The organism is Estrella lausannensis, assembly GCF_900000175.1.
Lineage (GTDB): Bacteria > Chlamydiota > Chlamydiia > Chlamydiales > Criblamydiaceae > Estrella > Estrella lausannensis.
Genome location: NZ_CWGJ01000025.1, coordinates 228,088 through 251,077, shown reverse-complemented (window position 1 = coordinate 251,077; position 22,990 = coordinate 228,088). Strand labels below are relative to the sequence as shown.

At 48.3% G+C, this 22,990-nt stretch carries 20 protein-coding genes; 7 read left to right on the top strand and 13 right to left on the bottom strand.

Features of this window, described 5'->3' with window-relative positions; genetic code table 11:
* Positions 1–9: 9 nt before the first annotated feature.
* Entirely contained in the window at positions 10–1,902 is a 1,893-nt protein-coding gene (locus tag ELAC_RS08645) for a hypothetical protein (RefSeq protein WP_098038879.1), read from the bottom strand.
* Between the two features lie 28 nt (positions 1,903–1,930).
* Positions 1,931–2,671: a hypothetical protein gene (locus ELAC_RS08640; RefSeq protein ID WP_098038878.1), complete on the bottom strand. Its 741-nt coding sequence runs from the start codon at positions 2,669–2,671 to the stop codon at positions 1,931–1,933.
* A gap of 162 nt (positions 2,672–2,833) precedes the next feature.
* On the opposite strand from ELAC_RS08640, the gene acpP reads away from it, so the two are divergent.
* Positions 2,834–3,076, top strand: coding sequence for an acyl carrier protein (acpP, locus tag ELAC_RS08635; protein ID WP_098038877.1), 243 nt, complete (start codon positions 2,834–2,836; stop codon positions 3,074–3,076).
* Between the two features lie 53 nt (positions 3,077–3,129).
* Positions 3,130–4,677, top strand: coding sequence for a DUF273 domain-containing protein (locus ELAC_RS08630; protein WP_098038876.1), 1,548 nt, complete (start codon positions 3,130–3,132; stop codon positions 4,675–4,677).
* A gap of 310 nt (positions 4,678–4,987) precedes the next feature.
* On the opposite strand, the gene ELAC_RS08625 is transcribed toward ELAC_RS08630, so the two are convergent.
* The 5 genes from ELAC_RS08625 to ELAC_RS08605 form a co-directional block, all read right to left on the bottom strand.
* Positions 4,988–6,286, bottom strand: a complete 1,299-nt coding sequence (locus ELAC_RS08625; protein ID WP_098038875.1) for a hypothetical protein — start codon at positions 6,284–6,286, stop codon at positions 4,988–4,990.
* A gap of 151 nt (positions 6,287–6,437) precedes the next feature.
* The gene (locus ELAC_RS08620) at positions 6,438–7,256 is read right to left on the bottom strand and encodes a hypothetical protein (protein ID WP_098038874.1); all 819 of its coding nucleotides are present in this window, start codon (positions 7,254–7,256) and stop codon (positions 6,438–6,440) included.
* Between the two features lie 392 nt (positions 7,257–7,648).
* Positions 7,649–9,220, bottom strand: coding sequence for an Npt1/Npt2 family nucleotide transporter (locus ELAC_RS08615; RefSeq protein WP_098038873.1), 1,572 nt, complete (start codon positions 9,218–9,220; stop codon positions 7,649–7,651).
* 198 nt (positions 9,221–9,418) lie between these two features.
* Complete coding sequence (locus ELAC_RS08610; RefSeq protein ID WP_098038872.1) at positions 9,419–10,990, bottom strand: Npt1/Npt2 family nucleotide transporter; 1,572 nt, start codon at positions 10,988–10,990, stop codon at positions 9,419–9,421.
* A 258-nt stretch (positions 10,991–11,248) separates the two neighbouring features.
* Positions 11,249–12,448, bottom strand: coding sequence for a phosphoglycerate kinase (locus ELAC_RS08605; protein WP_098038871.1), 1,200 nt, complete (start codon positions 12,446–12,448; stop codon positions 11,249–11,251).
* 83 nt (positions 12,449–12,531) lie between these two features.
* On the opposite strand from ELAC_RS08605, the gene pdxH reads away from it, so the two are divergent.
* Positions 12,532–13,170 carry a pyridoxamine 5'-phosphate oxidase gene (gene pdxH / locus ELAC_RS08600; protein ID WP_143406485.1) on the top strand — a complete coding sequence of 213 codons (639 nt, stop codon included), beginning with the start codon at positions 12,532–12,534 and terminating at the stop codon, positions 13,168–13,170.
* Between the two features lie 173 nt (positions 13,171–13,343).
* Complete coding sequence (locus tag ELAC_RS08595) at positions 13,344–14,108, top strand: hypothetical protein (protein WP_098038869.1); 765 nt, start codon at positions 13,344–13,346, stop codon at positions 14,106–14,108.
* 3 nt (positions 14,109–14,111) lie between these two features.
* Here the strand turns inward: ELAC_RS08595 and ELAC_RS08590 are convergent, their stop codons facing one another.
* The gene (locus ELAC_RS08590; protein ID WP_098038868.1) at positions 14,112–14,540 is read right to left on the bottom strand and encodes a universal stress protein; all 429 of its coding nucleotides are present in this window, start codon (positions 14,538–14,540) and stop codon (positions 14,112–14,114) included.
* 152 nt (positions 14,541–14,692) lie between these two features.
* Between ELAC_RS08590 and ELAC_RS08585 the strand changes: the two genes are divergently transcribed.
* Positions 14,693–15,652 (top strand): ROK family protein, encoded by a 960-nt coding sequence (locus tag ELAC_RS08585; RefSeq protein WP_158227854.1) that lies wholly within the window; start codon positions 14,693–14,695, stop codon positions 15,650–15,652.
* 13 nt (positions 15,653–15,665) lie between these two features.
* On the opposite strand, the gene ELAC_RS08580 is transcribed toward ELAC_RS08585, so the two are convergent.
* The 3 genes from ELAC_RS08580 to pdxS form a co-directional block, all read right to left on the bottom strand.
* A complete protein-coding gene (locus ELAC_RS08580) occupies positions 15,666–16,988 on the bottom strand; it encodes an alanine/glycine:cation symporter family protein (RefSeq protein ID WP_239414454.1) in 1,323 nt (440 codons plus the stop codon).
* 227 nt (positions 16,989–17,215) lie between these two features.
* Positions 17,216–18,061 (bottom strand): hypothetical protein, encoded by an 846-nt coding sequence (locus ELAC_RS08575; RefSeq protein ID WP_098038866.1) that lies wholly within the window; start codon positions 18,059–18,061, stop codon positions 17,216–17,218.
* 7 nt (positions 18,062–18,068) lie between these two features.
* A complete protein-coding gene (gene pdxS / locus ELAC_RS08570; protein WP_098038865.1) occupies positions 18,069–18,989 on the bottom strand; it encodes a pyridoxal 5'-phosphate synthase lyase subunit PdxS in 921 nt (306 codons plus the stop codon).
* A gap of 236 nt (positions 18,990–19,225) precedes the next feature.
* On the opposite strand from pdxS, the gene ELAC_RS08565 reads away from it, so the two are divergent.
* Entirely contained in the window at positions 19,226–19,804 is a 579-nt protein-coding gene (locus ELAC_RS08565) for an outer membrane protein (protein WP_098038864.1), read from the top strand.
* Positions 19,805–19,879: 75 nt separating this feature from the next.
* Positions 19,880–21,541 (top strand): sialidase family protein, encoded by a 1,662-nt coding sequence (locus tag ELAC_RS08560; protein ID WP_143406484.1) that lies wholly within the window; start codon positions 19,880–19,882, stop codon positions 21,539–21,541.
* Positions 21,542–21,618: 77 nt separating this feature from the next.
* Here the strand turns inward: ELAC_RS08560 and ELAC_RS08555 are convergent, their stop codons facing one another.
* Complete coding sequence (locus ELAC_RS08555) at positions 21,619–22,368, bottom strand: putative quorum-sensing-regulated virulence factor (RefSeq protein WP_098038862.1); 750 nt, start codon at positions 22,366–22,368, stop codon at positions 21,619–21,621.
* A gap of 9 nt (positions 22,369–22,377) precedes the next feature.
* A complete protein-coding gene (gene yihA / locus ELAC_RS08550) occupies positions 22,378–22,989 on the bottom strand; it encodes a ribosome biogenesis GTP-binding protein YihA/YsxC (protein ID WP_098038861.1) in 612 nt (203 codons plus the stop codon).
* Position 22,990: the final 1 nt, after the last annotated feature.

Below are 22,990 nucleotides of genomic sequence, written 5' to 3'. Positions count from 1 at the left end.
TTTTAACCTTCAGGAATAGAGCCGATTGATCACCGCGACGCTAAATTGGTGGAGATCCTTATGAAGATGTCCCGTAAAGGTTAGCATGTTTTTTTTGCTGCTATTAAGCTGGCAATAGGGTGATATGACAATCTTTTCGTCTCTGGTGAAATGAAGTTTTCCGCTCTGCAAAAGAAGACCGGTCTCTTTAGAGAGCTGAAAAAGACTTTCCACTATTTTAAAGTCCAGAGGCTCGCTCCACTGAGCCAAACTGACTTTGGAGGGCAACTCCCTTAAATCCTCCCGGACAATCGCCAAAATCTTGCGATCGCCCTGAAGCCACCAGTTGCTTGGCGGCGCTGGAGGGAGAAGAAAGGACCACATCTTGGCAAGACAGAAGATATCCTCAAGCCCCTTTTGTTTAATCCAGGCAGCCAAAAGGCTCATCCTCTCGTAGGCCAGCTTGTACTTTTTAGGCGCTTTCATGCCGACGTAATTATCCAAGGTGAGATCGAAAAAATATCCCGACATATCGGGGTGGGAGCAAGTCACAAGACCGTTTGTCTGCTCCTCCCTCATTATAAACCCCGCGGCCCGAATCTCCTTCAATGACTTCGTCACCCTTCTCGATTTGAAAATAGCGCTGAGAAACTTCTTTGCAGGGTGACTTTCCGGAAGCATCGCCTTTCGGTATTGCTCCCAGACATCGACTTGAATTCCGCCGCTCTGGATATAATCCTCCGGCCTCTCAAAAACGACCTGACCACCTTTCGGTACGACAAGAAAGGACTTTGGCGCGCTCCAAGGCGTCTCCTCCTTTTTTTTCTCACGGAACCTGATTTTGAAACGGCCATCGGCAAAATCTTTGATCATTTTGGAAATCACCGATTCGATATCGACAGCAAACTCCATCGCATCAAGGTAGGAAAAACTTGTGGATTTGGCCGGATCATTTTCTTCGACAATTTCGATCTGAATCGGATTTAACCCGCGGAAATCAACAAAATTTTGCAGGAATATCAGACGGCTTGTCTCCTGGGAGTGGGACTTATGAATCGACAGAAGAAACTGGGTGGCAAAGGTAAGACATGCCGAGACATGCCGGAATTTATGCTCGCTGCCTCCCTCCACCGCAAGGGAGTGGATCAATTTGCGCTGAGTGCTTAAGAACTGGCCCATCCGCATCAGGAAAGACATCAGCTCCTTTTCCTTCCTTTCGGGGGCCGCCTTGACGGGAAACTCCCCCTTTTCCATCATTTTGCGATATCCATCGAGATTGGACTCCAGTGTGCGTAGCTCTTCTAAAACATTGGAGAAACGACTGCCATACTTTGCCGCTTTGAGGAGGGACTCTTTATCGTAGATGTAATATTTTTTTCCCTTCACCTCATAAAAAAAGAGAAATTCCCTGAGAAAGGGGCTATTGAACACCTCCTCAAACTGAGGGTCGGCCCAGTAGGACTGCACGTGGTTGTTGCTGAAAAACCGGATCGATGACAAGAGAACTATCTTCTGGAAAAGCGAAAGCTTGCCTTCAAAATAGCGTTTTTCAGGAATCAGGTTCAACACATCATAGGGAGCCTTCATCGTCATGATGCGGTAATAGATGCGCAGAAGAAGAGCCTCATCCAATACTTTGAGCCGCTTTTCCATGAATTCAAGCCGGTATGTGGAGAAAAACGCGAGGTCTTCAAGAAGAGTCAACACCTTCTTGACGCCCTGAGGATTGCTTTCCCGATCCCTTTCGAGGTAATTTAAAAGCTTCGTGAGAGTACCCGGCACGCGTTTCATCGAGGTGCCCGGCCCTTCCTCGCCTCTTAAAACATTAAGGCCACTCTCTTTCGCCTCACGAGTGTATTCCTGTACCATTTTCTCAGGCAACAGCCCCAAGTCTGTCAGTACATCGATCAACGCTTCTTTCATTGACTATTCACCGCTTAAGTAAGTCTCGTTACACACCATAAAATCGATAGATCACGTCCAGTTCAAGATACGATCTTCTAGGCAGAATGGGAAATGCTTCTGATAGATCTACACTGTTTCTGGCATGGCTCAAGTTCGTTAAAAATTCTTGTATGGTCTTTTTCTTGGGCCTTCCCTGAAAATCGATAAATTGGCTCCAAGGCGTTTCCCGCCGTAAAATGGAATCATCCTCCGTTGCCGGAATAAAGCGCTGAAAAAACTCAGGCGGACACATGCGCTTCCAAAACGTGTTGAACATAAGTGTACTCTCTACTTTCAGCACCTTCGCGTCCGGTAGCTTTTCTTTAACTTCCTTGAAAAGGGCCGTAAGGTCGTCTTTTCCCTCCCTCCAGTGAATGACCCCCTCTCCATCTCCCTTGATCGTAAAGTGAATGGAAAGCTCCTGCCTATCCGCCTCATAGGAGTAGCGGAAGGGGCCGAAATAGCGGCTATATTTTCTTCCGCTTTTCTTCGGCGGGGCAAGCATGCCCGATTTCTTCAGCTGGACCACCGCTGCTGCGGCTTTCCATGGATCTTCCTTTTCCAGCTCCTTGGCAATGGCGCTCCACTCCGCAGGGATAGGTTCTGCTTTCGCAGACCCTCCGAACAGGAGCTTGAAGACGCACGTCTTCACCCTTAGCGCCTCTTCAAAAGAGAGCAGTCCAAGCTCCCGCCATTTTTTTGCGTAGCAGACCTGAACGTAAATATATTCCGCATTGAGATCAGTCATTGGCAAGTACTGGCATCTTGATATCCGCTCCCTGCCTGCAAGATCGCAAATAGCCCTATATTAAAGCAATCATGCCGGCAGGCAAGAAATCAAGTTTCTATTGATTTCTACCTGCGGTGTCGTTTATACCAAATTTTTTAAACACATGTGGTTTTAAGTTTTATGGACAAGATAGATCAAGACATCATCGATACAATCGCGGAAATCCTCAAAGTTGAAAAGAGCGAGATAACGCCCGAAAAATCCTTCATCAACGATCTCGGGGCTGATTCGCTCGACATACCCGAGCTCATCATGGCGCTGGAGGACCGCATCGGCGTGGAGATTACCAAAGAAAAGGCACGCACCATCCGAACGGTGGGCGACGCCCTGCAGGTCTTTAAGGAGTATTCGAAGAACAAGTAGAGTCCACCTAAGAGCTTTTTGCAAAAACTCAATTTTAAGACACTTTCGGTCTCATGTTCAAAATCGTAAATTCGATATTCTTGCTAGGCTGCCTTCTTGCCTATGCACCAGCAATGGAAGCTCTCGAGAAAGTATTTCCAGGTATTACAATCCATCACAATATCCCGTCCGATCACCAAGGGCCCCGCATTGCACTAATTACTTTCATCTCTGACGCTAAAAGCTCCCACCAATGCGAATCCTACCATCCATATCCTGAAACAGTTAAATTCGGAACACGCAGCAAAGAACTGTACTGCCAAAAGCACGGGTACGATTTTATTATCGGGTCGGAAAAACTCTACGAGTGTGATGGACACCCGGCGCCAAACAAGGAAAAACTATCCATTCACTGGATGAAAGTCCCGATGCTCGCACGCTTCTTGTCTGATTATGATTGGGTAATCTGGACAGATGCCGACAGCATATTCCTCAACCCCGACATCACTCTGGAATCGTATCTAGATGATTCCTATGATATATTATTCGGAACTCACCACTTGACATGTCAGTCTCTCAACACAGGGCATATTTTTGTTAAGTGCAATCAGTGGAGCCGCGATTTCCTCAACGAATGGTGGACATATAGCGAAGAGTATCAGGAAGGAACGTGGGACCTTGAAAACCTTACTATGATGCTACAGACAAAAAGCCGCGACTATCTAAATCACATCAAACGATTACCTACAAAAGTGACAGACCTCTCTGCCGATGAGTATGAGCCGGGCGACTTCATCGTCCATTTCTATGCCTATCACGGAAAGGAACTTTACGAAATTTTCCAGATTTTCGAAGAAAAATACGGTCATGTTATAGATAAGTTGGAAAATGAGCTTCTGGAAGAGAGGCTCTCGCAGGACAGGTATACGGATCACATTAAAGTATTTAAGAAGATATTCGACACAAAGCCCATCAGAGGGCTTCTTGAGTTTGGCCTAGGGAACTCGACCCGTTACTTTTTAAAGAATCTGGCAGAAGTCGTTTCAGTCGAATTCATCACGAACGCCTTGAGTCCCGAATGGTTGAATTTGTGCTTAGATCGATATCAAGCGGATTCAAATTGGCACCCCTTCGCTTTTCTATCAGGCTGCACTAAAAAAACATATAGTTTGGCAAACCACGCCAATCTAAAGTTATTTCAAGCGTCTCCCAAACTGTATGATGCCAACTCCTTGGCCTCACATCATTGCAACCGCAGCAAATATCCTTTGGATCCCGGCTTTGCTGATGACCTTAACAGGTGTCTTAAGAAAATATTGAAACAACATGCCATTGATGTTGCCTTTGTCGATTCAGGGTTAATTTTAAGAGGAGAGCTTGTTCAATCTCTGTTCAATAAAGTCCCGATCATAGCCGCTCACGACTTTCCGGAAAACATCGCAGAAGTGGATCCTGACACCGATATTTATGGATATTCATTCATTCCTTCCCATCCTAAATACCAAGAATTCTTTATCGGTCCTCCATTTTGTCAGCAGGGCCTAAAAATATGGGTAAAAAATACCACGGAATTTTTTGATCTGTTGCAGACGCTAACGGACCTTTCGAGCTCAAATCAGTAGGAGCCTGCATATCTGGAGGACATTGGAAGGAAGGAGTCATATTTACTCCCCGGCAGTATCATTGGCAGCCGCTCTTTAGCCTTATACCAAAAGCATCTCCAAATTGGGGTTGGGCAAAGAGGAAGCTCGCCACGACTAAAAGATGACAAACCACCTAATATTAGAAACATGAGGTGTCTTGTCCTCTTTCAAGCCCGAGGTTTTCCGAAAGGCCTCATGCCAAATTTCGAGATATTTTCGATATAAGCTAAAATGGCGCGGTTGACTCGATATCCTCTATGATTGCTGCTGTAGCCATCTCATTTTTCGGTCAAACTTCATCCGTATAATGCAGAAACAAATCAACAATGACACTCCCATCGATTCCCTTCTCATGAATGCCTACCATGTTCATTGAAGAAAATGCTTGCCGCAGAGCCTCAAAGTTAATGCGTGCACCGTGAGGATCTTGGTAGCAAAAGCGAATAATCTCTTTTAGAGGGACACCGGAGAAGAGTAGCTTGAATATGTGCTTGGCCATCTTTCCATGATCTGCGGCAGCTACCGAGCGGGAAAGTTTGTTGAAATCCGGTAGGTCAATGCTGCTTTTGTGCTCTTCGAAGGCTTCTGAAAATTCTCGTCCCCGATAGGCTTTAAACTTCTCCTGCAATTTTTTCTCTTGCAAGAGCGTCGAAGAAGCGTGAGCTAGCACGGCCATGATGAATTGATCGCTCACCTTTTCATCGGTAATCATATTTTCCATCAAGCTCACCAGCCCCTCTTGGTTTCTCTCCAAAAAGCTAAGCCAAAATCTATAGGAATATGAAAAGGACCGGTTTGACTCCTTCTTTGTCAGAAGTAAGCCTGTAATTTGCTGAAATTCCTTTATACTTTTCACCTTTCCCCTATCGGTTGCTTTTCGCTGGGCAAAGGCTTGGTTCAAGGCAGCATCGTGGCAGTACATTTCTTTAATTGCATTCCACGAACAAATGCCTTCATCTTCCAAAAATTTGATCAACTCTTGGTCGGAACAATCGGAAATAATCACTCTTGTGAGGATCGCGCGTTGCTCATCGGACAAACGATCGGTCAGTTTTTCACAAGCCGCCCACTCGACCTGCGAATTGGCGATCAATTCCCGATAATCGTAGATCTCTCGTGCCGTTGACAAAACGGACTCCTCTGTTACCCCAACAAGTAAAAGAGGCTCGTCAAAAGCAAGTGGAGGATCCTCAAAATACTCTTCTGAGGTAGAGGTTGCGTTAAAATCCTGCGCCTCCGTCACGAGAGCAGGCACAATCTCGGTGACCGGGCGCGCTTTTTGATGCGGCGAGCGATCCCCTGCCGCGTTTGGACCGGCAGGAACTAAGAAGGTCCTGCACTCTTTGCCTGTCAGACACTCGCGCCAAAGTTCCCGCGCACTGGCGAAGAACAGCGCGATAAAACCTGTCAGGACAGTCAGCGCGACAGCTGCGATGATTTTAATCAGACGTGTACGGGGATCCAAGGGGCGTTCGCAGAGATGGCGATCATATTTCCGCCCTTCTATCGAAATTGTTTGCGGTTTTGCAACCTCGCTAAAGCCCTTCGCCCATCTGGGCAATTCTCTGTTACCTTCGACTAAACTCATCTTCGTCTATCCAATAAGTTAATATTCAAATTATTGAATAGATTAATGAATATTGAATTAAAACAAAAGGAATCTTTAAAACATTTAAAGACCAAGTTTGAGAATTACTATTTTATCGAAAGCATTTCAAAATTTAGGGTTTTGGCAGTGGTTAGACATCGTCTTGAAAAAGCCTGACCAGATCGGTGAGCGAGCCGCCATAAATCCCGGTGCGCCACAGCATCTCCTCATCGCATTGGATGTGGGTCTGATCACGACACCCAAAATGCGGTGCATGCTGAAGAAAGCAGAGGGCGATTTGCTTCAGCGGTATCTTGGCGCTGATCAACTGGGTGAGAGCATCCGTTATCCCCGGAAAATCACGTGCTTTCAAAGCGCCAATCAAGGAAGTGAAATCCATGGACGGCAAGCTGGCAATATGCGAATGATAGCAAGAGAAGAGATCCTTGCCCCGATATTCCAGAAATCTTGCCTGCAGGCCATCATCTGTCAGTAAGTAGGAAGCGGGAGCGTTTGCCAGATAGCAAAGAATGGTAGTTTCCTCGATTCCCTCATCGACAATCATGTTATCTAACACACGGACAACATTCGTCCGCTCCCCCCTGAGGTAAGCATCCCAAAAATCGTAGGCATAACTTCTTAGACGGCAGTACAAGTTACCCGTTAGATAGCGGCTCATCACAAAATGAAAATCTTTTGAGGAGCGCACTCCGCTGAGCAAAGCGATCTTTCTCTTTGTGAATGCCTGGTCAAATTCCGGATTCAGGTTAAAAAGAGAGTGAATGGATGTTCTCCCGCACATCTGGTTCTGAAACAGAAAGCGGATGAGCTCAAGATCGGTGCAATCCGAGGAGATTACATTCACGAGAATTTGCCTCTGCTCTACTGAAAGTTTGCCTGCTGTCTCTTTACAGTTATCCCAGGCGCTCTGTATCTGCCGCAGAATTTGCCGATTGCTGATCGGTTGCATAAAGACTCCCTTCACTGCTAAAGAAAACAATTATAATTAAATAATTAAAAAAATTCACATTTATTTAATAAAAACGAAAACAATAAATAATAAGGAGGCTTTTAGCCACATGAAGAGGCCATGAATATGGATGCAGCCTCGCTTTAAAAAGTGGGAAGGGGGATTTTTAAGAGCTAGTACTCTTTAGGACCTGTCCACTAACTCAAATCCGTATGCTTAGCTGCCAAGTTTTGAGATACTTTCGGTATAAGCTTCGAAAAAACAAACCACCCTAGTGGAGTAATATGCTGAATTTTTTTTCGAAGCTTACACCCTATGGGGCAAACAAATCATACGATTTCCGTTAGCCGGAAGTGTCTCAAAATTCAGAATTTTGAGTTTCTGGACTGCACCTAGACAGATGTCTTTACCGGTTCTGCCGGAGGAGTCACAGCATCGGCCGCGACCAAATCCTCGGCCTGCTTTTTCACCTTATCGGTAAATCGTTTTCCAAGCGCTCCTACAGCAACCATCCAACCTCCAATCGCCCCCATGATGATCATGCCGACATAGGGTGCGGAAGCGATGATGCTGCCGAACGAGAGAATCAAGCCTTGATAGAGCAGCGAACCGCCGGATTTGCCAAGCCTTGAGCCCACACCGTCAATCGCCGCCTTACCTTTCAGCTTGCTTTCGTGATCCAGCGGGATGAAGGCAATTTCTTTAGTGGCATCAAAAACAGAGTATTTCATCGCTTTGCTCAGGCAATTTTGTGCGGCGCCGAAGTAGACGGTGATGGCCAAAGAAGACATCCCCAAGGCGGAAATCACATAGGGAGCGAGCGCCTCTTCAAAGATCATGAAGAGGAAAAAGCCTGAAGCGGTGATGCACATGATCACGGGAGTGATCATCGCAGTTTTGGTCCAGCCGAAGTTCGCGATGATGCGAGCCATGAAGATCGCAACGCAAGTCGAGACTACGCCCATCATCGAGGTCAGGTTATTTAAGAACATATTGACATCGTCGGCTTTCGTAAAGAACGCCCTTAACCGATCCTTCCAGAGAACTTCAGCCAAATTGATCGTCAGGTTGTAGCCGACTACCAAAACAGCGATGCAGATCAGGTATCGGGAGTTGGAAAGGTACGAGAAGCTCTCTTTCATCGAGAGACGGCCCTTCTTCTTAAGTTCCAGCTTGGTCTTGTGGAACTCATCAAAAGAAGCGTCTGTCAGTACATTTTTATTGAGCCAGCGGAAGACAAGCATCACAATGATGCTGGTCGATGAGATCACAAGAACCATGGTCATCATCGTCTGCTCGTAGGAGTCCGATCCGAAGGGAAGCCTCTCATTATAGACTCCCTGAGTCGAGAGGAAGTTGGCTGTCTGACCGGCGATGATCGCCGAGATATTGGAAAAGATGGCAAAGACGCTGTAGAAACGCCTTGCAACTGTAATCTTTGTCACCTCGTTGGCAAACCCCCAGAAAAGCACAGACAGCACCATGGTGCTCCAAAGCTCGCAGAGGACATAAAATCCTGTGAAAGTCCAGTTGCAAAACATCGCAATCAAGCCATTAAAGCCTTTCGGCAAAATGGTTTGCAGCTCTGCTGCCAGTTCGGTCGGGTGCAAGACTCCGCGCATCGGATAGAGGATAAAGGCGAAAAGTAGATACCCCACGACAAAGGTGGATATTACAATGTAGAATACTTTCTCTTGGCTATACAGGTTGCTCAACTTTGCAAAGAGAAGTGTGGAAAGAATGGCTGCCGGCAAAATCACCCAAAGCTTGATGAAGGGCAAAACCTCCGCTCCGCCGGGCGCCGTGATGATAATAGAGTCTTTCATGCTTCTTAAGATGCTGTAATTGAAGCATACAAAGAAGAGCATGATCAACATCGGAACGAACATTCTCAGCTCATGGCGATGAATAGGCCAGAAGTAAGATCTAAGCTTACCAAACTCTGCATCGGCCTGTGAGATCATAACACATCCTTTTTAAAACAAAATTTTAACAAACCTTGTCTTTTTTTTCAATTTATTTTTTAAAGTGCTTAAAAAACAAAAAATGATAGTATTTTCTTATTAGAAAACACTACCATTTGTTTCATGCTAATGTAACATTCCAGTAGAATCACGCATGCATTCTACATGGGGATAACCCTAAATTTCAAAGGGAAAAATCTATGCCGGCTGCTCCTCGGGTTGAGCAGAATGCACAACAAGCACTTCCTTTTCTTCCTCTCCGCTTTTACCTGTCATCCGGTTGAATTCCTTGCCGAGGAAGTAAGTCGATCCCGTCCACAGTCCTATCACGCTGAAAAGAATCACCGCCACAAAGGGGGAAGCGGCAGGAATGGAAGCAAAGGTAAAGAGAAGCATCTGGTACACAATCGATCCGCCCGATTTGCCAAGTCGTGAGCAGAGGCCGTCGACTACCGCTTTCCCCTTGATTTTGCACTCAGGGGTCAAAGGAACGAACGCCATCTCTCGAGTGGCATCAAAAACTGTATATTTGGCAGCGCGGCTCAGCATATTTTGCAGTGTCCCGAAGAAAACGACCAGCGCTCCTGGAACAAGGCCCATGGCGACTAAGACTTCCGGCGATTTTTCCTTCATAAAGAAAGCACCGAAGAAAAGAACGCTCGTGACAAGCAGAATGACCGGGGTGAGAAGAGCGGTGAACGACCAGCCCAGCTTACGAATGGAGTTACCGGACACAAAGAGAGCGGAAAGGGTTGCTATCACGCCGATGATGATCGATACCTGATTCATGTAAAGGTTGTATTCCTGGGCATCGGGGTAGAGGGAGCTGACCTGATGCTTCCAGAGGACTTCGACTAAATTGATGACGATGTTGTAAGACACAACGATCACCGCCAGATACACAAGATACTTGGAACTGAGCAAGTAGCGGATACAGGCGCGCATGGAAATCTTGCCTTTGGTGCGCATGCCTTTGCCGGTCTCTTCAGCATCGTAAAATCTAGGATCTGTCAAGACCGTCTGGTTGAACCAGCGGAACAGGAGCATCGTCAAGAGCCCTACCACCGTGATGATAATCGTCAGCATGATGATCGATTGATCCCAGGCCGTCTTTCCAAAGGGCAGCAAAGGATTATACTCGCCCTGGCTGATAATGACCGAGACATACCCGGCTACAACCCCGGAAAAATTGGCACCGACACCGAATATTGCATAAAAACGGGACGCCTCGCCCAGGCGGGTTACCTGGTTGGTGAAACCCCACAGCAGCATCGCAAAGATGATATTGCTCCACAACTCGCACATGACATAGAACACGGTACCCGTCCAATTACGGTACATGGCGATCATGCCTTTGAATCCGGCGGGAAGATTGGCTTGCAGCCAGTCGGCTGTCGCGTTCGGGTGAAGATCAGCTTTCGCAGGGTAAAGAACAAACGTGTAGAAGCAGTAAAAACAGAGAAAGATGCTAACCATCACGTAAAAGACAGACTCCCTTCCCATCCTGTTGGAAAGTCTGGTGAAGACATAGGTGAGAAGAATAGATCCGGGAAACATCACCCACAGTTTAATGAAGGGGATCACTTCGGCACCCGACTGCTTTTCGGTAATGACCACGGTGTCTTTGAGGGTACGAAGTATGTTATAGTTAAGGGAAATCAAAAAGAAGATAAGGAGCATCGGGAGGAGCTTCTTCAGCTCATACGCATGGATCGGCCAAAGGAAGCTTCTAAGTTTAGAAAACTCATTGGAATGCTTTTTAGCTTCCACTTCCCAACTCCCTTGCTCCCTTAAAGAGAACGCTTGGATATTTTACTTGCCAAATAGAACGCCTTCTACAACAGAACGACTGCCGACCTTGAAAAGTCAGCTCTGCCGCTGATAGTTTTGTAAGCCGAGCGCTAGGTTTCAAACCTGAGGTCCTTTGCTACAACAACTCTTCACTTTTAAAGTTAAAGAGTTAGTTTACATTTTTGAAGTCATATTATAGCGACCAGCTCCTTTTTATTCAAGAAATACTTGTTTCTCTCAAGCGGAGGTCAACGCTTCAATCCCGGGCAACGTCCCCAGCTCGATATATTCCATTGATGCGCCTCCGCCCGTCGAAAGGTGAGTGACCTTATCGGCAACCCCCATCTCATGAGCCGCGGCGACCGAGTCTCCTCCCCCGATAATTGAGATTGCTGAGGAACTGGCTATCGCCTTGGCAACATCTTTAGTTCCCTGGCCAAAGCGCGGGTCTTCAAAAATGCCCATGGGTCCATTCCAAAAAATAGTTCCCGCTTTGGCAATTGACTCTTTAAACAGATTGACCGTCTCCGGGCCGATGTCGACCCCGTAATATCCCTGGGGTATTGAACCCACGACGATTTTAACCTCTCTTTGATCAACTAAAGAATCGGTCACAACATGATCGACCGGCAAGAGGACAGGTATTTTTCTTTCTTCGGCAAGCTTAAGAACTAAGAGCGCCTCCTTCTCGAGCCCTTCCTCAAAAAGGGACTTTCCGACAGACTCTCCTCTGGCTTTCATGAACGTGTAGGCCATGCCTCCACCGATCAAGAGGGAGTCAACCTTGTTTAAGAGAGCCTTCAAAACGCCGATTTTGGATGAAATTTTCGCACCGCCGATCAACGACAAAAAGGGTCTTTTGGGATTCTGGAGGGTTTCTCCAAGGAAGCGGATCTCTTTAATAATTAAAAATCCCGCCGCTGCCTTACCGGGAAACAGTTTCGGCAGGGAAACGGTAGATGTGTGAGCCCTGTGAGCTGTGCCAAAAGCGTCATTGACGTAAAGCGTACCAAGCTCCGCCAGACTCTTGGCAAACCCTGGATCTATTTCCGGCTTCTCTTCAGCGGCATGAAACCGCAAATTTTCCAAAAGCAGCACTTCGCCCGGATTCAAGTTTTTTGCTATGTGTGTCGCCTCAGGCCCGACACAATCGCCTGCAAACAGCACAGGTCTGCCAAGCAACTCCTGAAGCCTTGCGGCGCAAGGACGAAGGGAGAGTTCCTTATTGACAACGCCTTTGGGCCGTCCCAAGTGACTCATCAAAATGACGGAACCGCCTCTGTCAAGGATGTGAGTGATGGAAGGAAGGGACGCACGGATGCGGGTATCGTCTTTTATCGTTGCGGATTTATCGATAGGAACATTAAAGTCCACTCTCATCAGAACTTTCTGGTTCTTAACTGGGAGGTTTTCAAGGGAGAGGGTCTTTAGATTCATAGAACCGCCTTCGAAAGGATCAAGACGCTTTGATACCCGATTCGAACTCAAGAGTCAAGCTGCTTAAAATCAAGTTTAAGAACATGAAAATAAATCACTTACGAAAAGAGTATTCACGTTTAACTCTCAGCAGGAACGACCTAAAAACCACCCCCCTGAGCCAGCTCAAGATCTGGCTGGAAGACGCTTTGAGTGCGAATGTGTTAGAGCCAAACGCCATGTTTTTGGCTACCGTAGACAAGCAAGGAATGCCCTCTTCCCGCATTGTTCTCCTCAAAGAGATTGAAGAAAACGGCCTGCTGTTTTTCACCAACTACCGCAGCAAAAAAGGGCGCGATATCGAAGACAACCCTTACGGCTCTGCCACCTTCTTCTGGAAAGAGCTTGAGAGGCAGGCGACCTTCTTCGGACAGATAGTCAAAGTAGACGAGGAGAGATCGCAAAACTATTTCGCAACAAGACCAAGGGCCTCCCAGCTTGCCGCCTGGGCCTCCAAGCAAGGCGAAAAAGCTTCATCGCGCAGCGAGATCGACGAGGCCTATACTCAAGAAGAGAAGAAATGGGAAGGGCGCGAAATCACAAAGCCGCCCTACTGGGGCGGATTCCTCCTGATGCCAAGCGGTGCAACCTTTTGGCAGGGGCGGGAAAAAAGGCTTCATGACCATTTTCTCTACTCAAAAAATAGCGAAGGAACATGGGATACGGCCCGGCTCTATCCTTAAAAACTGTCCACAAACCGAAATCGTATGATGTGCCGCTGAATCGGCCTATAAATGCAGGGTATCGAATTCAAATTGCGGCCTACCCTTAAAAAAGACTTGAAAAGCTTTGATGGCTCTGCGAGAAAGATCTCTTTAGGAACGAAAAATTCGCTCTTTATGGCCGCGGATAGGGCATGATCACCTTTGTTACCCACTACCAAAAGTTAAAGCAGGACGAGAAGGATAAAATCTCTTTGCTGTGCAGGGAATTTTCCGAATCCGACCCCGACGTCTACATCCGCTGCCTGTTCGAATCGTGCCGCCTCTCAAACCCCGGTTGCCGATTCATCCTCCTGACAGACCCCGAATCCTCCTTTGACCTCCCCGAAGCTATTGAAGTGTACAGGATGAGACTGGACCGCTTCAAGCTGAGGTATGCGGAAACATTCGGACAAATGCAGTTCATGGTCGATTTTAAAGAGAAAAGCAATCTGGTTTTGATCGACTTCGACATGCTCGTCCAAAAACCGCTCGACGGCCTATTCAAAAAAGGGGTGGATCTCTACCTGACAGTGAGAAAGTATCCTCCCTGGATCCCCATCAATATGGGAGTGTGTTTCATCAACGAAGGTGCGGCTGAAGCCGCTGCCCGATTGTTCAACCTGATCTTAGCCAAAATGCTATCAATGCCTGACGACAAGCAAATTTGGGGCGGAAGTCAGCTTGCGGTGTGGAGCATTCTCCAAAAGGAGTACTTTGCTCTAAGCCCTATTCGAAAATTTCTTCATGTCAGCGACATCCGTATTGGGCTGCTGCCGGCGGACATGTACAACTTTTCTACGGAAGATTCCGCGATGAGCGGATATTATCCGGAAAAGTATCTACTCCATTTTAAAGGAGGCAGAAAGCAATACATGCCTCCCTATTTTGAGAAGTACATCAGAGCCAAGGAAAAATAACTTCTACACCCGGACTGCCAGCACATCACACTGGGCCCCGTGCAAAACGGCGTTAGCCGTAGAGCCGAGCAGTAAAAGCCCAATGCCATGCCTTCCATGGCTACCGACAATAATCAAATCGGCGCTACACTCTTTGGCAACTTCCAAAATCTCATATTTCGGCTGACCGATCTTGAGATGCAGCTTTGTGGCGTTGATTCCCAGTGTCTCGCCCAGTTTTTCCAGCCTTTTTCTGGCGGAGGCTTCCAAATCATCTTGCCATTCGGCGATGATGGGCATTTCATAGGTGGTTCCATAGCTGGAAGGAAGTTCTATCGCGTGGACGACGTGCAGATCCGCTCCTGTCGACTCCCTGATCGCCTTAGCCTTCTCAAGGGCAGGGTTGTCGTCCTGATCAATCAAATCCGCGGCTAAAAGGATACTTTTATACATGTTCGTGACCTCTTATTTACGATATGCCGAAAGCGTCTCAAAATGTGGGATTTTGAGACGCTTTCGATATAGGTTCGGGCACCCTTCGATTGCAGAAAATGAAAGCCAGGGTTATACCGAAATGAATTGATAATTACCAGCAGAGGTTCAAAGTGGTAAAGAAACCGTATGCCTTCGGCGTCGATCTCGGCGGCACTAAAATTCAAATTCTCAAAGTGGAAGAAGATGGCAACGTGCTCGAAAAAGTTAAAATCCCCACAGAAGTCGAAAAAGGGGCCGACCATGTCATCGCAGCGATAGCAAGCTCCGTTGAGAAGCTGTTTGACAAGCAGTACCCTCCCGAAGGAATCGGCCTTGGAGTTGCCGGCCAGGTGGAAAAGTCTACAGGAGCGGTTCTCTTCGCCCCCAACTTGAAATGGAGCAACGTCCCTTTGACAGCAATTCTCAAAGAGCGCCTCGGCTTTCCCGTCTTCGCAACCAACGATGTCAGGGCCGCCACGATTGGAGAGCTCTCTTTTGGAGCAGGCAAAAACGCAAAGGATCTGCTCTCAATTTTTGTTGGAACAGGCATTGGCGGAGCCATCGTCATCAACGGTCGTATCGTATCGGGCCCAGAAAACACCGCCGGTGAAATCGGCCACATGATTGTCGACTTAAACGGCCCTCCCTGCACATGCGGAAGTCGCGGCTGCCTCGAGGCGATTGCTGCGGGATGGGGTATGGAAGCTAAAGCTAGAAATGCGGTAAACAACGATCCGGTGAGCGCTAAGAGACTGATCGCCTTAGCCGGCGGCGATCCGATGCTGATCAAAGGAAAAATTATTCAGGAGGCGGCCCGTGAAAAAGACCCCCTCGCTCTTTCGATCATCAAAGAAGGGGAAGCCGCATTGATCGCAGCTACTGCAAGCCTCATCAATATCCTGAATCCGACGGTGGTTCTGTTCGGAGGGGGAATCATTGACGCCAATCCCGATATGGTTCGGACTGTCGAAGAAGGCGCCCGCAAAAAAGCGCTCAAAGCCGCTTCACGACATGTCGAATTCCGCCTGTCGTCTCTGAAAAACGAAGCGGGGGCCTTTGGCGCAGCCGCTTTAGTGTTTGGAAAAGGCTAGAAATTCCCGACTTTTATTCGGAGGCCGCGCCGAGAATGTAGTCCTCGCTCTCTTCAAACACATGCCCGGAGAGGGCGATAATGCCAAACAGATTGGTTGCCACCATCGCTGCAATCGCCAGGTCGGCCATCTGCCACACAAGTTCGACATGAGCTACCGTCCCAAGCGGGATGACAGCGATAAAAAACCAGCGAAAGTAAGCTACTCTCTTCAATCCGAAAAGATACTCGAAGGCCCTTTCGGCACAGTAGGCCCATGCCAAGATAGTTGTAAAAGCAAAGAGAATCAACGAGACGATCACAATGTATTTACCCATGACGTGGCCGACTCCCTCTTCAAAGGCCCATGTGCACATCATTGTGCTCTTCAGCCCTTCGACCTCCGTCGCACCGGTCACCATCAGAACAAGACCGGTAAGTGTGCAAATGACCATAACCACGAGCGGGGCGACCATCGCGACAATACCTTCTTCAAAGGCACTCTTAACTCGGGCCGATGCTTGCATAATCGGCGCAAGACCGCTTCCGGAATCGGTGGCAAAAAGCCCCCTTTCAAATCCGGCGGCGATCGCCTTGGCAACTCCAAACCCGGCCGCGCCCCCCATCAACGCCGAAAAGTCAAACGCCTTCGAAATCATCAGGGTCAAGGCCGCAGGGATCGCTTCAAAGCGGTAGCTCAAGATAAGGCAGGCGACAGTCACATAAAGGGCCGCCATGAAAGGAACAATACTGGAAGCTACAACTGCCACACGGTGCTCTCCGCCGATGATAACATAACCGACAAAGAGAGCGGCCGCGAGGCCCACAAAATAGGGGGATATGCCAATCTCGCCAAGAGGGAGAGACAGGGAGTTAACCTGGACTAAGTTGCCGCAGGTTAAACTGCCGATGATAGCGAAAACGGCAAAGAGCGCCGCCATTTTTTTTTGCCCCAGCCCCCTGTCGATGTAGTACATGGGTCCGCCGACAAATTCGCCCTTCTGGTTCTGGCCGCGGAACTTCACGCCGAGCAGGCACCCGGCAAACTGAATGACGGCTCCAAAAAAAGCCATGACCCACATCCAGACAAGAGCGCCCGGACCGCCTGTGGCGAGGGCTACTGCAATTCCCGAAATATTTCCGGTTCCTAAATTGCCGGCGAGTACAGTGGCAATCGCCTCGAAATTGGAGATATCGCCTTCGCTTTTGTGGTTGCTGTGCATCAGGCAGGAAAAGCCCGCTTTCAGCTTGGTGATCTGCACAAAACGCAGCTTCAGCGTAAAATAGATGCCCGTGATTAAAATCAGGGGAAACATGAAATAGAAAGTAATGAAGTGATTCAACGACTCTAAACTCAAGGGACCGGACTCCTCTCAACCGCACTTGATGCTGCGGACAGCAAAAGCGCCTCAAAACTTGGGGTTTCTCGAAGTCTAACCCCGCCTGTGAGACTGTTTGGTATAACAGAACATTCAAGCAGTAAAGCTTCAATGCCGCTATCAAGTCAATTAACTAATTTCATTCATGATAAAGGACGCTATTATAAGGAATTTTGCTCTAAAATTCCATCTTTAATTAGGGGGGGTCAATAGAAGGTGTGGTATTTTTTTCGTTTGAGGGCCGCGAAGTGACGGGCAGCCGCTTGCTGCAGAATGATCGACTGCTCTTCGGCCGAAAAGGAAAGAAGTGGACTCTTCTCTTCGATTCCCTCCCCCTTCATCCATTCGCCAAAATCGGGTGCCACGCTGTCCATTTGTCTGGCATCGATCGTGATTTGCCTTAGGTGCTGCACGCCGTCGGCAAATCCCTTTCTCGCCACTTTGAAGTCCAGATTGGACTCCGCGCTTCTCCAATGCGGAATGAACTCATCGGCCTTATTGAGATGCTTGAACGAGTAAACAAAACATTTTCGGTAGATATCACGGTAAAACTGCTCGGCATCATGCACCCCGATGACCTCCTGCCTGACATCGGCAAACAGATACCCCTTGGCCTCCATCTTCTCGATCACATAGCGGTCGGGCCTCAACTTTTCTTTCGACTGCTTTGCAAACGGAAGAGCGTAGGGAATATGGTCGATGCGGTATGTCTGATTACCCGCGAAGCGGATAGTGCCGAGCAGCGGGTCGGCGACAAGAAACCGGACGGCGAAGACTTTCTCCTCAAACCGGCTCAGCACATCAAACATTTTTTGCAAGGCGCCCGGCATTAAAAGCACATCTGCATCAAGCTGGATCGACCACTTCTTTCCCGACTCCATCGCCAACTGGAAAGCCCTCTCCAAAGTTTTGCTGGAAGGGTAGTCGCTTACTACCGCAAGCGGGAGGGTGGGAAATTCTTTGGATATCCTGTCGATCAGACATTTTTCTGTGCGCTCACCGATTGTGCGCACACAAACGAAATAGTCGTCAGAGGATACGCTGTTTGCCAAGGTTCACCTAAAAGCTCTCGTCGGAGTCTAAGATGCCGACTTCCTTTCCCCTAACATCCTCGAAGCGCCCCATGCTGATCTCAGCCAAAGTTTCCGGGTTATAGCAGTTGGCAACAGCTTTGACTATCGATTTTGCCAAAATGGAGGGATTCTTAGATGAAAAGATCACAGAACCGACAAAAACACTCTCTGCCCCGAGACACATCATCAGTGCTGCGTCCGCAGGCGTTGCGATGCCTCCCGCAGCAAATTGGGGAACCGGCAGTTTACCTGTATCGGCAACTTGTTTCAAAAGGCGGTAGGGAGCTCCCATTTTCCTGGCTTCATTCATCAGCTCCATCGTGTCTAAAAAAGCCAGACTTTTAATCTGCCGGCGCATTGTACGCAGGTGGCGCACAGCCTCGGAGATATTCCCGGAGCCGGCCTCACCTCGCGTTCTGATCAGGACAGCGCCTTCGGCAATTCTTCTCAACGCCTCATTAAGATCCCTGCAGCCGGAGACAAAAGGAATCCTGAACTGATGCTTATCGATATAATGGTCTTCATCGGCAGGCGTCAGGATTTCACTCTCGTCAATAAAATCGACGAAGAGCGCCTCTAAAATCTTGGCTTCGACAAAATGGCCGATGCGGCATTTGGCAATAACGGGAATGGATACCGCCTCCTGGATCTTTTCGATCAACTCGGGGCTTGTCATCCTGCTAATCCCCCCATCCGATCTAAGGTCCGAACTTAACTTGTTGGCCACCAAAACGGCCACCGCGCCCGCATCCTCGGCGATCTTTGCCTCTTCCGTGGTCGTGACATCCATGACCACTCCCCCCTTAAGCATTTCAGCCAGTTCGATTTTCACCTCGAACGAGCCCTTTTGCAAGTCAAACGCAGCCTCTTTTTGACTTCCAACATTCCACACAGGTCTTTTTTTCATTAATTTACCCTTAACTTTACCTCGAGAGAGGAGGATCATTCGCGATTTATCTTTGGCGAAGCATGAGTTAATTTATTCATAGTTGGAGGAAATTTGTAAACGTGAACTTTCAACAGTAGATGTGAAGGTCAACCACTCTGCACAAATCATTTTTTGACTTAAGCTCTTTTGTTGCCAAATATTTTTTTTATAATTTAAGCTGACCGCATGAAAACAAGTTCAGAAGAGTGGAGATTATGTTAATTCGTCTCGCTACAATCCTCATTTTTATTGCCGGTCACTGTACCGCACAGCAATTCGATCTCCAGCTCAGGACCTCCTATTTTATTCCGCAAGACGGCACCTTTCGCAGTACCTTTCAGAACGGATGGGAAGATTTCCAAATCGAAGCAAGCTATGACCAATGCTGGGAGTGCGTTCCCTGGGTCAACGTCTCCTATTATGAACAAACCGGCAAATCATCCTGTGAGAAAAAGTACACACGGATCACATCCGGATCGTTGACGGCAGGCGCGAAAAAATATTTTTGCCCATGGGATTGCTGGAAGCCCTATTTAGGCGTCGGGGTCGGGGTCGATTACAAAGTATTTCACGATAAAGCGTCTTACGTAAACAAACATCTGACGAAGTGGTGCCCGACTTTGATATTGAAATCCGGTCTTGAACGCGATATCGGGTGTAATTGGTTCATCAACTGCTATCTGGACTACTCCTACACCCAGATCTTTGGCAAGAGTTGTAAAGGTGGCATCAGGCAAAGAAGCTGTGACGCCGGAGGACTTTTCGCGGGAGTCGGCATAGGAATGCGCATCTAACACGAAGTGATTCAAATCCGCCTGATCCAACTGGTATAAATGGGTTGATATTTGTAAATTAGAAGAGGTATTGCCGTGGTAAATTTTCTAAAATTTTCCAAGTGGATAGTGACGATGTGCGGCCTGGCGGCATGTTTATTAATGCCCGGCAGCTCTCTGGAAGCTATATGGCTGCCGGCGGAAACGATCTCCGATCCGTCGATTGATGTCTCTGCCCTCAATGGCCCTACAATGGGCGTTACCCCTCAAGGTAATGTCGTCGCCGTCTGGGTAGACCGAACCTATCCACCCGATGACAGGTTTGAAGACGTAGTGATGAGCTCCTTTTACACACCGAACGTAGGGTGGTCTGCCCCCCAGGTCATCAGCAGTCTGCAGATCAACACCGCCGACAAGCAACTCTATTCGGCTCAGGACGATCCGGATGTCGCTATCAACTCTTCGAACTACGCGGTAGCTGCCTGGGAAGGAGAGTATTCCGAGGATGAATTTCCCCAAGTGACGATCGCAGCTGTCAGAGACTCCAATGGAACATGGGGGCCGGTGAGTGTTATTTCGTCATTGAGCGGAGATAGCCGCGCGGTCAATGTGAATGTCGCATTGAATGAAGCGGGAACAGCCGTGGCGGCCTGGAGGGAAACGTATGAGTACCCCCCTGACGGCCCAACTGTGGACCGCACCGTAATCAGCATCCTTCCCTTCGGAGGATCTTGGTCCCCATTCGTCGTAATTTCAGGCGATGAAGTTGCCTTTGGCGACAGCGACAACAAGCCATGCGTTCAGATCAATGCCGATGGCGACATCGTCGTTGTCTGGAGAAGACGGTTTGAAGCCGGCGTATGGGGTATTGCCGCCGCGACATATGACGCAACCACCTCGACTTGGAGCAGCCCTGTTACACTGGATACCACTGTCTCAGACCTCTCCTACAATCCCCGCGTGGCTATCGATTCGAACGGAAACGCCATCGCGATCTATTCCATTGGAAATTCGATCAAATCCTCCTACTTCAACGGAACTTCGTGGCTGCCGCCCGTTGTTGTCTCAACAGATAGCGATGAAACGGAAGATCCCTCGATCGTGGTCGATCCCATGGGTAACGCCACCGCCACCTGGACTAGCAATTCAGGCCAAGTCCTCTCGTCGTCCCTGCCGGCCGGCGGATCCTGGACTGCGCCCGTTGTCATCAGTGTGGGGGATAGCTTTACCGATCCTTTCATGTCTCAGGAAGCTCTCGCTGTAGATGCCGATGGCAATGTGATCGCCATCTGGGAAAACGATGATACAGGCGCCCTTATCAGCGCCTACAAGCTCTTTGGGCAACCCTGGCAGGCGCCTGAAACCATATTCTCCGGAAACGACGTCATTTACCCAAGCATTGGACTTGCCTCCTGTGGACTTGCCGTCGCTGTTTGGCAAGAAACTCCAGAAGAGGGCTTGACACAGGTTATGGCTGCATTTAACGGCAACATTTTAACTCCGACCAATGCAAGAGGAAAAAAATGCTGCGACACATTTGCTGTGCAGAAGAGATGCCTGACTAAGCTCTCATGGGATGCTTCAGACTGCATCCGGTACTTCAATATCTGGAAAAACGGCCAGCTTTTAACTCAAGTGCCCGGAACTGCCGCCGCAAAATTCACGGACCCCCTCGGATGCAAAGGAAGAAACATCTATACGATCTCTTCCGTGAACACCTTTGGGTTTGAGAGCGCAAGGGTGCCTTTCAGCTTCTAAGAGGGGTATCGCTAGCTAATTTCGAGCTCACGTCGGTTTTTGGCCGAAGTGGGCTCGATTTCTCTTGGGGTATTTCTTTACAAATTCTGAAAAGGGCTGGATTGCTGCTCGAAACGCTTGCCTTTGTTGCGGTCGGCAATCTCCTTTCTGATTGAATAGAGAAGGTCTTGGTCGAAATCTTTATTTGCAGCCCAGAGAAGATATTGCAGTGGAATATCTTTGAAAAGACGTCCTTTATGCTTTCCTAGAGGCATTGTTTTCATCATGATGGGCTTGGAAAGAATCTGGAACACCTTTTCAAGAGAGCCGTAGCGCTTTGAAAGATGCTTGAACACCTCGATATTGACGAGCACATCATTCATCGCCCTGTGCGCAGCGTCCTGAGGCACGTTGAAATGCACTCCCAGCTTCTCCAATGCGTTCGATGGGCTGTCGCCGTAAAGCCTGGCCAGCCTGAGCGTGTCGATCGTTTTATTTTTGTCAAAGCTGCAGGGGATCATGTAGCGTTTCGCTTCGTTCTTAATGAGCTCCAGGTCGTAGTTGATGTTGTGCCCGATGATGATATGGCTACCTATCATCTCGATGATTTTGGGCAAAAGACGCTGAATTTTGGGCTTTCCCTGCACCATATCCTGGGTGATGTGGTGAATTTTGATGGAGGTCTCTGGAATTTCCATCTCCGGGTCGACCAAGGACTCGTAAGATTCGATGGCGCCATCGAATGTGAATTTGACGACAGCTATCTCGATGATTCTGTCTTTCTCAGGGTCGAGTCCCGTGGCCTCACAGTCGAGGCATACGAACGTCTGTTTATGAATCTGTCCCACGGGGCTCCTTTAAGTCGCTTGGATGTGATTGTCGATTAGTCTGATCAGAGCCTCTTTTCCCTTGTTTTCGTTCGTGGAGAAGATGACAAAGGGAATATCGGCTCTTAAATGTTCCAAAATTTGATGTGCAGTCTTCTGATGGGCCGAGTGGGATATTTTGTCGCTTTTGGTGAATACGGCTATCACATCTTTTTCAAAGTGCAGCAGCCAATCGAGCATGGCGATATCCTCTTCACTCGGCTCCCTCCTGATGTCAAAGAGGAACAATACCAATTTAAGATTTTCCCTTCCCTGAAGATACCCTTCAATGAGCGGACCCCATTTGGCCCGAAGCTCTTTGGGAACCTTGGCATAGCCAAAACCGGGCAGGTCGGCAAGAGCGACTTGGTCGTTAACGATGAAAAAGTTAACCGTCTGCGTCTTTCCCGGAACGGAGGATGTTTTCGCAAGCCCCTTGCGCCCCAGCATGTGATTAATGAGAGACGATTTACCGACATTGGATCTGCCGATCAGCGCGATCTCCGGCATCACCTTTCCCTGGGGAGTTTTAAACACAGGAATCTTGACGTCAGGGCCAAATGCGCCCTGGAACTTAGCTTCTTTAATTTTAGACAGAGTCATT

What these genes read in the sequence shown, in the direction of transcription:
- ELAC_RS08640 (WP_098038878.1), bottom strand. Translation starts at nt 2,671, where the DNA reads ATGACTGATCTCAATGCGGAATATATTTACGTTCAGGTCTGCTACGCA.
- ELAC_RS08605 (WP_098038871.1), bottom strand. Translation starts at nt 12,448, where the DNA reads ATGAATCTAAAGACCCTCTCCCTTGAAAACCTCCCAGTTAAGAACCAG.
- ELAC_RS08615 (WP_098038873.1), bottom strand. Translation starts at nt 9,220, where the DNA reads ATGATCTCACAGGCCGATGCAGAGTTTGGTAAGCTTAGATCTTACTTC.
- pdxH (WP_143406485.1), top strand. Translation starts at nt 12,532, where the DNA reads ATGAAAATAAATCACTTACGAAAAGAGTATTCACGTTTAACTCTCAGC.
- pdxS (WP_098038865.1), bottom strand. Translation starts at nt 18,989, where the DNA reads ATGAAAAAAAGACCTGTGTGGAATGTTGGAAGTCAAAAAGAGGCTGCG.
- ELAC_RS08625 (WP_098038875.1), bottom strand. Translation starts at nt 6,286, where the DNA reads ATGAGTTTAGTCGAAGGTAACAGAGAATTGCCCAGATGGGCGAAGGGC.
- ELAC_RS08630 (WP_098038876.1), top strand. Translation starts at nt 3,130, where the DNA reads ATGTTCAAAATCGTAAATTCGATATTCTTGCTAGGCTGCCTTCTTGCC.
- ELAC_RS08595 (WP_098038869.1), top strand. Translation starts at nt 13,344, where the DNA reads ATGATCACCTTTGTTACCCACTACCAAAAGTTAAAGCAGGACGAGAAG.
- acpP (WP_098038877.1), top strand. Translation starts at nt 2,834, where the DNA reads ATGGACAAGATAGATCAAGACATCATCGATACAATCGCGGAAATCCTC.
- yihA (WP_098038861.1), bottom strand. Translation starts at nt 22,989, where the DNA reads ATGACTCTGTCTAAAATTAAAGAAGCTAAGTTCCAGGGCGCATTTGGC.
- ELAC_RS08565 (WP_098038864.1), top strand. Translation starts at nt 19,226, where the DNA reads ATGTTAATTCGTCTCGCTACAATCCTCATTTTTATTGCCGGTCACTGT.
- ELAC_RS08620 (WP_098038874.1), bottom strand. Translation starts at nt 7,256, where the DNA reads ATGCAACCGATCAGCAATCGGCAAATTCTGCGGCAGATACAGAGCGCC.
- ELAC_RS08590 (WP_098038868.1), bottom strand. Translation starts at nt 14,540, where the DNA reads ATGTATAAAAGTATCCTTTTAGCCGCGGATTTGATTGATCAGGACGAC.
- ELAC_RS08645 (WP_098038879.1), bottom strand. Translation starts at nt 1,902, where the DNA reads ATGAAAGAAGCGTTGATCGATGTACTGACAGACTTGGGGCTGTTGCCT.